This window comes from Photobacterium profundum (genome assembly GCF_003026285.1).
GTDB lineage: Bacteria > Pseudomonadota > Gammaproteobacteria > Enterobacterales > Vibrionaceae > Photobacterium > Photobacterium profundum.
Genome location: NZ_PYOD01000004.1, coordinates 256,275 through 271,065 on the forward strand (window position 1 = coordinate 256,275; position 14,791 = coordinate 271,065).

General features: G+C 39.4%; 11 protein-coding genes. 3 read left to right on the forward strand and 8 right to left on the reverse strand.

From position 1 onward, the window contains the following. Positions 1–15: 15 nt before the first annotated feature. Positions 16–798: a glycine betaine ABC transporter substrate-binding protein gene (locus C9J48_RS13210; protein WP_006230368.1), complete on the reverse strand. Its 783-nt coding sequence runs from the start codon at positions 796–798 to the stop codon at positions 16–18. 257 nt (positions 799–1,055) lie between these two features. Here C9J48_RS13210 and modF point away from each other — a divergent pair, with 257 nt between their 5' ends. Together modF and C9J48_RS13220 are read left to right on the forward strand one after the other, a co-directional pair. Continuing rightward, positions 1,056–2,507 carry a molybdate ABC transporter ATP-binding protein ModF gene (gene modF, locus C9J48_RS13215; RefSeq protein ID WP_107281146.1) on the forward strand — a complete coding sequence of 484 codons (1,452 nt, stop codon included), beginning with the start codon at positions 1,056–1,058 and terminating at the stop codon, positions 2,505–2,507. 736 nt (positions 2,508–3,243) lie between these two features. Further along, positions 3,244–4,404 carry a hypothetical protein gene (locus C9J48_RS13220; RefSeq protein ID WP_006230365.1) on the forward strand — a complete coding sequence of 387 codons (1,161 nt, stop codon included), beginning with the start codon at positions 3,244–3,246 and terminating at the stop codon, positions 4,402–4,404. 406 nt (positions 4,405–4,810) lie between these two features. Here the strand turns inward: C9J48_RS13220 and C9J48_RS13225 are convergent, their stop codons facing one another. After that, positions 4,811–5,053, reverse strand: coding sequence for an HP1242/YdcH family protein (locus C9J48_RS13225; RefSeq protein WP_006230363.1), 243 nt, complete (start codon positions 5,051–5,053; stop codon positions 4,811–4,813). Between the two features lie 243 nt (positions 5,054–5,296). Beyond that, the gene (locus C9J48_RS13230; protein ID WP_006230362.1) at positions 5,297–5,677 is read right to left on the reverse strand and encodes a VOC family protein; all 381 of its coding nucleotides are present in this window, start codon (positions 5,675–5,677) and stop codon (positions 5,297–5,299) included. A 201-nt stretch (positions 5,678–5,878) separates the two neighbouring features. Here C9J48_RS13230 and C9J48_RS13235 point away from each other — a divergent pair, with 201 nt between their 5' ends. Then, a complete protein-coding gene (locus C9J48_RS13235; RefSeq protein ID WP_006230361.1) occupies positions 5,879–7,066 on the forward strand; it encodes a cystathionine beta-lyase in 1,188 nt (395 codons plus the stop codon). Positions 7,067–7,194: 128 nt separating this feature from the next. Here the strand turns inward: C9J48_RS13235 and C9J48_RS13240 are convergent, their stop codons facing one another. The 5 genes from C9J48_RS13240 to C9J48_RS13260 all read right to left on the reverse strand — a co-directional run bounded on the left by C9J48_RS13240 (position 7,195) and on the right by C9J48_RS13260 (position 14,743). Next, a complete protein-coding gene (locus C9J48_RS13240) occupies positions 7,195–7,767 on the reverse strand; it encodes a hypothetical protein (protein ID WP_006230360.1) in 573 nt (190 codons plus the stop codon). Then, entirely contained in the window at positions 7,757–9,019 is a 1,263-nt protein-coding gene (gene pgaC, locus C9J48_RS13245) for a poly-beta-1,6-N-acetyl-D-glucosamine synthase (protein ID WP_006230359.1), read from the reverse strand. The genes C9J48_RS13240 and pgaC overlap by 11 nt, the downstream gene beginning before the upstream one ends. Beyond that, on the reverse strand, positions 9,016–10,983 hold the full coding sequence (gene pgaB / locus C9J48_RS13250; protein WP_006230358.1) for a poly-beta-1,6-N-acetyl-D-glucosamine N-deacetylase PgaB: 1,968 nt from the start codon (positions 10,981–10,983) through the stop codon (positions 9,016–9,018). The genes pgaC and pgaB overlap by 4 nt, the downstream gene beginning before the upstream one ends. Continuing rightward, the gene (gene pgaA / locus C9J48_RS13255) at positions 10,980–13,391 is read right to left on the reverse strand and encodes a poly-beta-1,6 N-acetyl-D-glucosamine export porin PgaA (protein ID WP_006230357.1); all 2,412 of its coding nucleotides are present in this window, start codon (positions 13,389–13,391) and stop codon (positions 10,980–10,982) included. The genes pgaB and pgaA overlap by 4 nt, the downstream gene beginning before the upstream one ends. Before the next feature lie 467 nt (positions 13,392–13,858). After that, on the reverse strand, positions 13,859–14,743 hold the full coding sequence (locus tag C9J48_RS13260; RefSeq protein ID WP_006230356.1) for a LysR family transcriptional regulator: 885 nt from the start codon (positions 14,741–14,743) through the stop codon (positions 13,859–13,861). Positions 14,744–14,791 lie beyond the last annotated feature (48 nt).

The window sequence follows — 14,791 nt, forward strand, 5'->3', positions numbered from 1 at the left end:
TGTGATATTAGTTGATTATTGTGATTGGGTAGCTAACCAGTTGGCGGTAACAGTCTCAATAGGCTGGTTTTCACGTGATACTTTATAATCTAATTCGGCAATGATCTCATTCGAGAAACGCAGTGTATCTAGCGTTTCTAGCTGTTCTTTGGTGAACAATTCTTTTTTGCTTTCTCTGAGTAACAACACCGCCCGATCGACAATACCCAGCAAGCCTTTTGGTTCTTTGATTTCACGAATATTATAACGGAAGTGTAAGAATTGCGGCTTCCAAAGTGGCACAATGAACCACTCTTTGTTTTCAACTGCTTGTTCGAAAGTACTAAAACAGTCTTCTTCAGTACCAGTATGGAATGCATACCCCGCATCATTAAGACCATATTCTTCCATCATCTTAATCGAAAAGCGGGTAATACCTGCACCGGGGTTAATACCTTGAATGTCATTTTTCATTTTCTTCACGACATCAGGTTTTAATAGGTCACCCACTTCTGCTACATCCTCAGTTGGCACATAATCAGGTACGCCCCATAATGCATACGGTTCGTAATGTAAGCCTAGTTCAATTAGTTGCTCAACCTCTTCCACATCTGATTTGTACATACCATGACTGGATGGCAGCCATGCTGATGTCAGTAGATCAATATCACCGTCTTTCAGTTTTTTGAAGTTCTCTTGATGAGGTGAGAACACACACCTTACTTCAAAACCCATGTTTTGTAATACATGCGAAATTAATGATGCTGTAATGCGATGGAAAGAGAGGTCGGTTACGCCTAGTGTTAATTTCTGCGACATGATTTTCACCTTCTTGGGCTGAATTCGTTGTTTGGAGACGGGAAAAGCATACCTTTATAATAGTGAGTTAAAAATAGGGTAATGTTTGAAGCATTTTCTAATGATTTTTGATAATGGAAGGTACGCAGCATCGCATTGAAAGCGGTAAAATCATTGGTAAGATATGATTTGTTTGTATCAATAGAAAAAGCTTTCTTGGCATAACGTTAACTTGGTATAACCGACAGAGTGATTCAAAAACAGGATGCCCAAATAGCATGGAAATTAGCTTTGCACATCTCAGCGCACACGGTGCGACGTCGATACTGGATATCGAAAATTGGATTATTGAGGATCAACAACCTTGGGCTATTTTTAGCACAGAAGGGGATATTGGCTCGCTTCTTGGGGAACTATTATGTGATGAATTAGCGTATGAGGGGAGTCTAGAGAAAGGTGTAGGCAAAATTGCACAGGTGTCGCTGGTGGAACAACAGCGTTTACTGGAAGAAGAACTGGCAAAAAATGATACCGATTTTCTGGATCGTATTGATAACGGCAGTACGATTTATGCTTTGATCTACCAGCAATGTGAAGATGAGTCTCTGACTCAGCGTCTGATTAATGAACTCGATTTGGTGCATTTGCAAGAGAGTGGTTTCCGCGTGTTGTCGACAGGAGAAACACGACGCGTTATGTTGGCGCGTGCTTTGGCTTCTCAGCCAGATTTTTTAGTATTGGATAATCCTTTTACTGGTCTTGATGTGGTGCACCGACAGTCTCTTTCTGATTATTTGACTGCATTATCTCTATCGATGCAAATGCTGGTGACTTTTTCACGAGAAGAAGACATGCCTGAATGGATAGACCATATTGCGTTGTTTAATCATGGCAAGTTAGACAGTTTAATGGATAAAACAACGTGGGACAGTCATCCTGTAATCACCCAAATTAAAGCGCAATCAAAAGTACAAAGTGAGCAAATGATGGCATTGATACGCCGTCATCAACATAGCTCATCGTTCGAAAACCCTATATTTGCACTAAATGATGGTGAAGTCGCTTATACGGATAAAACGATTTTCACTGGAGTGAATTGGCGAATTGATAAAGGCCAACATTGGCAAGTGAAAGGGCCGAACGGTTGCGGTAAAAGTACATTGCTTGGTTTGATCTTTGGTGATCACCCACAATGTTATAGCAACGACATTCAGATATTTGGTAAGCAGCGTGGCTCGGGTGAAACCATCTGGGAAATTAAGAAGCACATCGGCATGGTGTCTTCGGCGTTGCACCTACAGTACCGAGTCAATTGCTCAGCACTCGAAGTGATTGTTTCTGGCTTTTATGACTCCATTGGTTTGTACACCAAACCAAGCCGTAAAGAGCAAGAGGTTGCCAGAGAGTGGTTAGACATCCTGCATATGGCGGAGTACGCCAAAACACCGTTCAGACAGTTGGAATATGGTCAGCAGCGTTTATTGCTGATTGCGCGTGCCATTGTGAAACAGCCCACCTTATTGATTTTAGATGAACCTTATCAAGGTCTTGATTATTTAGGGCGACGATTGATTAGGAATGCGCTTGAATTGGTAGCACGTGAAAACTTGAGTCAGTTACTGTACGTTTCGCATTATCAAAGCGATAGCTTAGATAGTATTCGTAATACACTTACGTTTGTTTTCGATGAGCAAGCCAATTGCTATAGAGTGGAAACCCAAGCATTGTAAATGCCGCATGGTAGGTAACGTATTAATATGGGGTGATCGATGTTTTTTAGTACACCATCAGTGATCGTCATGTAGCCTTTGTTGATTACCCATTTGTCTTTGTCATAATTCACGAGCAGGCAGTGAATTATGGCTTATATACAAGCAGAGCTCGTAACCTTAGGGGGAGGTCTTTGTATAAGGAAAAGAGGAAATAGGTTTTAAAAATCCAATGTTAATCCAATGTTAACACCGTAATGCTTTGCGGCGAATAAATGAACACTAAGGTGTTTAAAAGCAATCTGTCGCTATTACTTACATCGAATAATTTTACCTTGATCTGAATCAAAAATTGAGAATGTGCTGAAAAATCAATCATGGCTCGGAATGACAGATAGCTATTGTAACTATATCCGATGTATTGCTATAATTGATGCCTATTCTTAAAGCTTTAGCTCCACGTCATTAGTTATGTTTGTTAACGCTTCCTTGTTTTAATTAACACATATTCCGATTTGTTTCAGTAGACATAAAGGATAACCATTATATACCTTGTGATAACCAATAAATCTTCTATAACATAATTATACAAATTATAACAATTAATAAAATACAAATATAAGTTAATTCATTAATATCATTGTTCGAAACGTAAATATAAATTTGATGTAATTGAAAATAATAATTTTAATATAAATCAAAGTCAGTGTAGTTCAATGAAGGTATTAAAAATGAATGAATATATTAATGGTGTGAAATGAATAAGATTATTCTTTACTCTGCATTACTCCTTATAGGTTTAATTTTCTCGCAGCTCTTCCCTCAAATTATCAGTGGTTATGAATCAGTTCAGCCTTATCTTATGGTAATTACTATGTCGGCTTTAGCTTACATAATGATTAATGTAGGCCGTGAGTTTGAAATTGATAAAAATAATCTTAAGCAATACGGCTGGGATTATGTTGTCGCAATGACGACGGCAACATTCCCATGGATTGCTGTTGTTCTCTACTTTATTTTTGTACTGCTTCCACCCGAACTTTGGTTCACTGGTGATGCATGGAAAGAAACGTTAGTCATTGGACGTTTTGCAGCGCCTACATCTGCAGGTGTTCTATTTGCAATGCTGGCCGCGGCAGGGCTGGGTGCAACGTGGATGTTTGCGAAAGCACGTATTTTAGCTATTTTTGATGATCTAGATACTGTACTTTTAATGGTTCCGTTGACTATTTTAGTGGTAGGTTGGAGGCCTGCGTTAGGTCTAACTTTATTGCTAATGTTAGCAATACTTGTTATCGGTTATAAATATTTGCATAAATGGAATATTCCATCATCAGCACCTGCAATTGTGGCATATTCTGTGTTTATCGCCGTTATATGTGAGTTATTTTATTTACAAACAAATATTCATTTCGAAGTATTATTACCAGCGTTTGTGTTGGGCTGTGTGATGAAATCTCAGCATGAAACTGCAGATGATCAGAAAGTATCGACTATAGTCGCGAGTGCATTTATGGTGCTTGTTGGCTTAAGTTTGCCACAAATCTTTGGTGCTCCAGAGGTGATTGATAGTAGTAGTGTGTCAATGTCGATGCCTGCGATGACGATGAAAGAAATCTTGTTCCATGTCTTTATGATTTCGATTATCTGTAACCTTGGCAAAATGTTCCCAGTATTCTGTTATCGCAAAGAGGCAACGCTTAAAGAACGTCTCGCACTTTCTATTGGTATGTGGCCACGAGGCGAAGTTGGTGCTGGCGTATTGATGATTAGTATTGGGTATGGCTTTGGTGGCCCACTGGTCACAATTAGCATGCTGTCACTTGCGCTTAACTTAATTTTAACTGGATTCTTCATTATGATGGTCCGCAGTCTAATTATCGGTAAAGAGGAAGGAGTAAGCTATGAAAAAGCGTGAAATTAAAATTTTAGCAGCCGTGGCTTCAATATTTTTACTCTCTTTACTTGTAGGGCGAGTGGCTTAAATTAAGTTGTTTTAACAAAGAGTAAATATAAATAACTTTACTCATTACTGGCTGTGATTTAATTATATTTCGCAGCCAGTCTATTATCTTTGTTCATGGTGATATCCAGCATATCCTGAGTTGTGTTTTTCATTTGAATTTATATTTTGTAACTGTTCTGAGTTTTATTTAGACGTTGTTATTGCCCTAGCTAATTGAGTGAGAGGCTATCGAAAAAGTGTGTTAGAATATAGCTAATAGTTAAAAAAAATAAAACTAAGATAAACAAAAGGCGATGGCTGTATTAGCGATCGACTTTTTTGTTTGCTTATCAATTAAGATACAGCTTAATGGGTTCGGCTAATTGCCTGCAATTAAGCGGTGATGCAGTGCATCTTTCAATTCAGCTCTATCGTGTTTCAGTTGGTGCATTGATTCGTCACCGATGGGGGAGTCTTGTAACTCCAGCCCACGGATCTCTTTATCAAGCGCATTGTAATGTTTCGTGTCTTTTGCAAATGCGTCGTCTACGTTAATCAGTTTTGCGATTGTATCTTTATACTCGGGAAATTCTTTAAGAAGAGAGTGATCTTCACCTAACATAAATGCCTCGCGTTGGTCAGTGGTTAACAAATGGATGGATGAGTTTTTGGTAACAACTTATCTTCTATCTAATCATAGGCAAGCAAGAAGTTAAAGCGCTGTTGAAATATCAAGATAGGTTACAAAAAAACCCAATAAATCGTGTTGTGATTTATTGGGCATAATTAGATTCAACGTTTGTATAGCGTTTAGCGAGAAATTACTGTGATGGCCTTTTTTGCAAACTGTATTTTTTCTTTGTATTTAGCTTACGCGATGAACCGCGCAAACTTTATTACCTGACGGGTCACGTAAATATGCTAGATATAGCTGACCGATAGCACCTTCTCGTATTGCTGGTGGCTCTTCACATGTAGTACCACCATTGGCGACCCCTGCTGCATGCCAAGCATCTGCTATTTCAGTACTTTCTGCTGAAAAACCGATAGTGCTACCATTACCATGGCATGCTGGTTCGCCATCAATTGGCTTACTTAATGCGAAAATACCACTTTTTGTGAAGTAAAAACAACGTCCTTTTTCGTCAAGAACACCAGGCTCGTAGCCCATTGCACCTAAGATTGCATCGTAAAATGTCTTTGATTGTTGAATGTCGTTTGCGCCAACCATGATATGACTAAACATTAATACTTTCCTTGTTTGAAATTTTAATAAAAGAGATGTTGCTTGTGCTACCTATACCTAAGTCACTTGTTTAAGTAAAAACTCTAAACTCTGCATCTTGAGCTGACTTAGGTATAAAGTCCCCAATAGCTATTTAATTATGATAACTTGGGCTCATAGTAAATATAAGCATTGTCATTTAAAAGGATCTTTGAGTTTATCATGGAAAAAAAAGCATTAGATACAACTATCATAACAGCGGGCCGCTCGAAAAAGTGGACCCAACATCTAGTTAATCCACCTGTAAGCCGTGCATCAACAATTGTATTTGATACCGTTGCTGAAATGAAACATGCCACAGCCAACCGTGCGAATAAAGAGCTCTTTTATGGACGCCGTGGTACGAATACGCATTTTGCTTTTCAAGACGCAATGGTTGAGCTGGAAGGCGGTGTTGGTTGTGCACTATATCCTTGTGGTACGGCTGCTATTTCAAATGCCATTTTATCGTTTGTGAAAACAGGCGATCATATCTTAATGGTTGATGGCACTTACGAGCCAACGCGTGATTTTTGTGACAAAATTTTAGATAAAATGGGCGTTGAAACAACCTATTATGATCCGATGATTGGCGAAAATATTCGCGATCTTATTCGCCCGAATACAACGGTTCTATTCTTAGAGTCTCCATGTTCTATCACGATGGAAGTGCAAGATGTGCCGTTACTCGCGAGTATTGCACATGAGCATGACATCGTCGTGATGTTGGATAATACGTGGGCATCACCGATCAATTTCCAACCATTCGATCATGGCGTTGATATCTCGATCCAAGCGGCAACAAAATATATTGTGGGTCATTCTGATGTAATGTTAGGCACAGCAACAGCGAATGAACGCTGCTGGGATCAATTACGTGAAGGTAGCTATTTGATGGGGCAGTGCACCTCGCCAGATGATGTTTATCTTGCTATGCGCGGGCTACGTACATTAGGTGTTCGCTTAAGACAGCACGAAAAAAACAGCATCAAAGTCGCTCAATGGTTATCTGAGCGCGAAGAAGTGGATCATGTTCGCCATCCTGCTTTTGAAAGCTGTGAAGGTCATGAAATTTACAAGCGTGATTTCAAAGGGTGTAACGGCTTATTCTCTTTGGTATTGAAGCGCGGTAATACTGCAGCGCTAACGGCGTTATTAGACGGTATGGAACACTTCAGCATGGGCTATTCATGGGGCGGTTTTGAAAGCCTAATATTAGCGAATGAAAATGTTAACTCTATACGTACAGCGAAGAAGAAAGAATTTGTTGGGCCAATGCTGCGTTTACACGTGGGCTTAGAAGATGTTGATGATTTGATTCGAGATCTTGAAAAAGGTTTTGACCGTTTTAATGCCGTGCTTGAGCAATAACAGCTGTTTATACTTTTAAGTAAGTAAGTAAGTAAGCTAACCTAAACTCAATAGTGGAGGCATAGTAACGAATGTCACTATGTCTTCATTTTCAGGTATATATGCAATGACTTCACCTATATTCTTAGTTATAACTCATTAAGACGATCTTTCTTCATACTCTGGGTTCTTTTTTCTACGATGTGACTGTGAACATTATGAGTAAGATCATACGTTTTTTCTTCGTCTTCTTGAGATAAAATAGAAACAGGCTCTGGGCTTTTAACCTTTTCTAAATTAAGGCTTATACTCCGCATATATTTTTTAGCAATAATAGATTTAGCATTTATGGTGAGTTGTTTATTGTGTTCCCATAATTTTTCCCATTGCCAAATAAGTACATGATATCTAACCCAAAGGTGATACGTGATCATAATGGCACAAAAAAGAGTCACAAATATAATTGCACAATCTTCTAAGCTTATTGAGTGGATAAAACCTAAACTGCTTGCGGGATCATAGTTCGTTTTTATAAAGGGCTGAAATATTAAGAAGAACCATCCTCCCCAAGTAACGATAGCGATAGCTGCATCTCTTAGATGATGTTGCCATGTTTTTTTACAGGCTTTGCAGATAATAAGCCCTCTAATATCATCATGATTTTTCTGCTGATGTGAATGAATGTATCTTGATTTTATCTTCGTTTTTGGGTTAATCATCATCTCTGAATACCTCTCCGCGATCAGGGCTTTCCCATACAGCTTTTTCCCCTTTTTTACGTATTAGAGCCTTGGGAACAGCGATAGTGACGGTGATAACATTCAGAAACCAATAGAACATAGGGTACCAAATACACCATAAAAAATTTCGACGTAACATAACGTCATAGTGACGGTCTATCATCAGGCTTACTGTAAATTGCATTAAACAAATTAATACCAGTACAAAACCCGACCATTCAAATGTGACCAGTTGATAAGTTGTAGGCTGTCCGCTGAGCGTAAAAAACTGAATAAAGTAAGAAATCATGAGGTATGCAAGGCTATAACACCAGAAAACACTCATTAAGTATTCGAATATTAATGGCCAAAGTTTCGTTTTTCCCTTTACGATAACGTTCATGCCCTGTTTAAAGAAAACCTCTGCGCCACCTTGTGCCCAGCGTAGCCGTTGCATGTATAAGCCCCGTAATGTTTCAGGCATTAATACCCAACAACGCGCTTGTGGTTCATAGCGAATTTGCCAGTCGTTTATTTGCAACTTCCAGCTGACATCAATATCTTCAGTGATCATGTCTGTGCTCCAGCCACCAATATCCATAATGGCTGATTTACGGAACGCACAAATCACGCCTGATACGGTATATATTGTGCCGTATATACGTTGTGCTCGTTTTATGAGGCCGATAATTGATGAAAACTCACCGGTTTGGATTTTTCCAATAATGGTTGTACGGGTACGGACCCTTGGGTTACCTGTTACAGCACCCACTTTAGGGCAATCTTGAAAGTGCTTCACCATCCATCGTAATGCATTCAAATCGAGTAGGGCATCACCATCGATACACACCAAAATGTCACTGGTCGAATACTGAGTACCATTATTTAATGCTGCAGCTTTTCCTTGGTTCTTTTGATGAACAACAATGAGGCGAGGCTCATGTTCCGCGATGTTATTTAATCGTATTGCTGTGTCATCTGTGCTGCCATCATTAATGGCAATAATTTCAAAATTAGGGTAATTCTGTTTAAGTAAGTAATTGATCGTTTCATTGACGTTAGCGCCTTCGTTATAACAAGGCACCATAATAGAAACCTTCGGATATTCATCGAGTTGTAAGGGACCTTGTTGCGCAATTTTTAGCTGCGTCCGCTCCCAATGGAAATAGTAATAAATACCACCAGCGATCCACACCAGAGCCATTACTGCTGGGTAAATGAAAATGAATATATAGAATGTCTCTAGCCAATTCACTCGCTTTCTCCAATGGTATTACGGTTTGAAAATACAGGGCGCAAGGTCTTTTGATCTGGCATTCCACGAATAAAATCATCAGGGTAATAGCCGTAATTCTGAATACCTGCTTTGCTAATTATCTCCATTTGTCGTGAGAGTTCAGAGGCTGGAATATCTTTACCATTCTTCCAGTTTTTAGCTTGCAGCTCGAAAATTAACTTATTACTTGGCACTGTTTTAAGTGCTATTTTTGCAATTTTTTCTAGCCATTCATCAGGTGATTTTGCCGATTCCATATAAGGCATCGCCATCACAGCGGTATAGTCATAAGCGTTTGAAAAAGCACTCAAGCTTTGTGAAAACCATTCTTCACTTTTAGGGTTTATAACAGGTTGTGCATAGATGTTTCGGGCTAGCTTTAACTCAATACCATCACCCGATAAATATTGGCGTGTACTGTTTGCCAACTCTAAGGTGAAATCAATTAAATATTGGGTTTTATATTTAGACCATGAGGTCATTTTTTGAGGATTATTACGAATATTAGCGACAGATTTCCCCAGTCCCCATTTCTGATATTGTTTTAATGCTGCTGGTGTCGCATCTTCAAAATCCGTTAATAGTGCGTCGTCGTGGAATAAAAGCCCAGAGAACTTTCCATACGCACCCAAATCGGTATAGATCTCATTAATCACCTTCCGATTTTTTGTCGAAAACGGAGAAAGACGAAGGTATCGCTTAGCGGCTGGGGCATTAAACCGACTATCTGTTACATAGTCATATTTACTCCCTAAATTAAAGCCAAGTACTGGCATCCACGCATACACGGTTACCCCTGCACGGGTGCTAAGTTGCCATGAAACACGATTGAAAATATCGGCACGTACGGGTAAATGTCGGTTTTGGAAATACAAGGCATCTGCTATGCCATTGCCATCGGGATCGGCAAAAGCTTGAAGGTAAACGGTATCGATACCAAAGTTATAAATACGAGAAATTAACGTATCCATATTACGGTTCATTACGGCAGGGTTAGGATCATAAACATAATCAAGATCGACATGCACAACCCGTTTAGGTCCTTCGTATTCAGGCTGACCCCGCAAAATTTCATCGAGCCTTTCAAGTGTCATTTCTTGCTCAATCAAATAACGCTTTACATTACGACCGGAATCACTAACAAGATTAACGCCTTCATCGAGTGAAAAGGTATATGGCATACCCACCTTTGCCGCAGTATTAATCGACTCTTGGCTATATGCACCGTATGGCCATACTAGAATTCGGGGGGCTTTAATTGAGTTAGAAACAAATTGGTCACGACTTTGCGTTAAGTCTGAGTAAATACGCTTATTATACTGGTTTAATGTTTCGTATTGTTTCTTGATGGAATTATACGCAGGTGTAGTTGCTGCGGGCTGCTCATTACCATATGGGTTCGCATTAATACCATAGTGTGAATCAAAAGAATGAGAGGCAAACTCTACAATACCTGAACGTTCCATTTCACTAATCTGTTCCCACGATAAGAATCGTTTCCGAGATATCATGGCTTTACCGTATTCGATTTTTTTATTGGCATCTGGCACTAACCATTTTCCTACCAAGGCAAAAATAGCAGGGTAGTTATAAAGCTTTAATAATGGATAAACCGTACTGTAGAAGCTTTCATAACCGTCATCGAAAGTGAGTAAGATTGCATTAGAGGGCAATGAGCTACGGCCTGCTTTTGCATCAACAATTTGCTGATAACTAACAGGGTTATAACCTTCTTGTTTGAACCAATTGAAATGTTCAATTAAACGATCGCGTGTAAGGGTATCGGGAAATATACGCAAGTTTGGGGTTAACCCCACATCAATAAAATCGTGATAACACAGTACGACATAGGTGTTGTTTGCACGTTCAGTCTTGGTTGATGTTGCCGCCGACAATGGGAAGCAAATGAATAATGTTAGGGTTAGCCAAAATAATATCTTCATTGTGGGAACCTCACATTAAAGTTGGCGAAGAGGTAAGTGCTATATTCTCCTTCTCCGTCATAAACCCCTTTGCTTCGACCAATACCATAGCTAAAATCGACTTGTTTTTGCCATATCCATTTTTGGGCGTAACTCACGTCCCAGTTGTAGTCAGATCCAAAGTCCTCTTGCCAGTAACTGCCAATGCCTGTTTTCAGGTTTTGGTCAAAGCCCCAGCTATCGTTAATACGGTAATGATAATCTTGCGTGAGAATGAGTGAGCCAGAGTGGTCTGATTTGGGATTGAAGTAACTCGCTGTTTCAATTTCTTCATTAAATGAAGCACCGTAAGAGGCAGATCCGCGAACAGTATAGCTATCTGTTCTATATAGCAGGCCTTCGATCCAAGTTAGATAGGTAAAGCGTTCATTACCATCAGTAAAGTCAGAGTACTTGCCAGATAATCCTAGATTGATCTCAGACTTAATGCGATAGATAAAGTAGGTGTCAAAATCATCCACATTTGCACCATCAAACAAGGCGCGAAGTGGAGTATTATCGGAATTGTACTTATAGCTACCTGAAATAAACCACTGATCATTAATTAGATAATCAGCGGTGGTCCAGAAATAGGCTTTATCATTTAAATGCCCGCCTACGCCTGTTTCAACTAGCAAAGTGACGGGTGATAAAGGAATTTCTGCTCCTATGCCACTATAACGAGCGTAAAGGTTGTTTTCTTCAAACTCACCAAAACTCATCTGGTCGCGGAAAAAGAAATTATACCCATCCAAAACTCGCCCAGTGTATAGATGTGTATCGTAAGTCCAATCTTTTGATGCTTGTACTAAAACGTTGCCATTGCTGTCTGTTTCTCCTCGGCGATACTCACCTGTCCATGTTGGTGCTGCTGCCTTTTTAACGTTATCGTTAATGATGTATTGATCGCTAGCGGGGTACTGAATATTTAAATTATCGAGATTCTTTTGAAGCCCTCGCCAATCTTTACGTTCAAGTTTTGCCATCAACTTACCTCTGTCCGTTATACCTCTATCTTGAGGTGAAAGCAGTTGACTGGCCTGTTCAAAATAACGTTCAGAAGCAAAGGTATTGCCTTTCCAGCGTTCAATGTCCCCTTTAATGGCCAACAGATAAGGATTCCCCGGTGCATTGCTAAGCAATTTATCAATTGTTTCAGTTGCTTGGGGGAAGTCACCTCGCCATGCGTAATGCAACGCTTCTAATTGCATAAGAGTTTGATAATCATCGTTTACTTTCTGTGTACTTCCGGTAAAGTCCCAGCGGTTTTTAGGGATGTTTGGTTTTTCAGAATCAATAAGCGCTTTGGCTTTGTCATACTGCTCAGTGTCCATATATGCGTAATATAACTTGATGGTAAGCGGAAGATTATTAGGTTCTTTTTGATGAATAGTGTCAAAAATGGACTCAGCTTTGCTGGGTTGCATCGTTCCTAAATAATAATCGCCAAGTGCCTCTTGAGCATAGCGTGGTAATGGCTGCTCTTTTTCTAGTTGCTCAGCGAGAGGGCTCGCTGTTTTATAGTCTTTTAATGTCACGAGGGCATAAAAGTAATCTAATGACGCTCTTTTATAAAGAGGGTGGTCTTTAGGCGCTTTATCAATAACTTGTTGCAATAAAGTAGAACTTCGTTTGATAGTCGGTGCACTTTTGGCCTTGATACCATCACGCAGTAAAGTGCTTGCCTCATAATAGTCAAACCATAAGTTATCGGCAGATGTAAACCATTCAGGGTGCTGAGTTAATAAGGATTTTACCGCAGGTGATGCGCCCAATTGAACTGCACTTGTATATAGCCCAACACCTGCTGTTTTATTATTGGGTTCGGCGGTTAGCCAGCTTTGCCAAGCAAACATTTCACCAACTTGATCGTCAAGTGCCTGTGATACATAGATCCAATTTTGATAAAAGTGTGCATCTAATGGAAATCGTTGACGATATTCTCGTAATCCTTCTTTCGCACTTGCTAAATCGTTAGCTTCGGCACTTGATAAAGCTAACCCTAACCATGCATCGCGGTTATTGGGCGAACGTTGGGTAAGGTAGCGATAATACTCTGCTGAAGTTTGGTACTTTCCTTCATTTCTAAGTGCTTTTGCGACAATTTCAACAGACTCAGGGTTGAGCCCACGAGGCTGGCACGACTGGCAAGCTTTAACAATCGCTTTTGAATTCTCTTGCCAAGATAAAATAGCAATCAAGTCGTTAAGCACTAGAGGATCTTTTGTCTGATCATAAAGTATTGTTAACCCTCGTGCAGCAGACGATATATTCCCATTTTTTGCTTGCACTACGAAAGCTTCTCTTTGCTCATCAATACTGTTCTTAGCACACACAGCAGATGATAAAAGAAGGGCTAATGTGTATACCACAAAGGCTGCCGTCTTCATTATTTAAACCTTAATTATTTTTATATTAGGTTTTTATATTGTTTTTATGCAATGTTGATTTCTATATTTTAGTTTAAAGTGATGTAATTCGAATCTTATTCTCGGCTCTTAAATGAGAATTTGAAGGTGAATAAATTATTTTCTTCATTTTTATGATGGGTTTTGAGTTTAACTTTTTGTTATTTTATGTTTTTTATGTTTTTGTTTAAGGCGTTGTTATTTGTTTTTGATAATGTCTTATATTGTTAAAGTTGTCTTGTTTTTTATTTTTATTCTTATTATTGATTGGGTGTCTTTATATTAAACACTCACCTTTAAGAGGTTTAAGTAATAAGGTTTCATTAGTGTAAGCTATACATCCATAAAGTCACCCTATATGTCGACAATTATATCATTCTCATACTATACCCAAGCTACCTCGAGATTCTCGCTGAAACGAGCATCTTGAGGTAACTTTGGTATATTTGCTATTGCTTCAATAAGAACTCTTTAAAGTGAATGGCGACGGCAGAAGCGGTGGCGGGTGGTTGATAGTAGAGGTTGAGGCTCCATACGCTGGTATCGAAATCATCTAACAGTGAAATAAGCTGGCCGCTTTCTATCTCTGGCTCAACGAGAAATGCGGGTAAATAAGCGATGCCAGCGCCTTTTTTTACACCTTGAAGTAGTAGGTCGCTGTCGTTAACTTCTAAAGACTTAGGTACTTTTATAATCTGACTTTCACCATTTTGAGTAAAAATCCAATCATTACTGCCCGTTAACGTCGTGGCAAATAAGCATTGATGCAGGGTTAAATCAGAGGGTTTTTGTGGGGCGGGTTGACGATCTAGATAGTGTTGTGAGGCAACGACGCGAAATGGGCTTTGCATTATTTCACGGCGAACAAGGTGTAAATCATGTTCACGATAGCCTTGATAAGAGGCATTGGCGCTGATTGTTAAGTCGCTTTCTGCCGCATGGTCTAGTGCCCAAGGAGTAATGTTAAGGTTAAAAGTGACATCTGGGTTCGTTATAAGGTACTCACTGATCATGTCCATTAAATAATGATTGGCATAAACGGGTGTACAAACAATATCAATATGCCCTTTGTCGTGTTGCTGAAATTCTTGCATTTGACGGCATAAATGTTCGGAATTATCGACCATGGGTGAAAAATCATCGAACAACTTTTGACCTGCAGGGGTAGGGGTTAATAAGCGGTTGCTACGACGATGTAGCGGCATGCCAAATTTTTGTTCTAGATCTTGTAGCCAGCGGCTGCCTGCCGAGACTGAAATATTGAATTTACGTGCAGCTGCAGAAATAGAGCCTGTTCTTACGACATATACAAAGAAAGCCATTTTATCCAGCATGATGTATTCCCTTTTAATCAACGTCCATTGAATATGAAAATAGGCTTC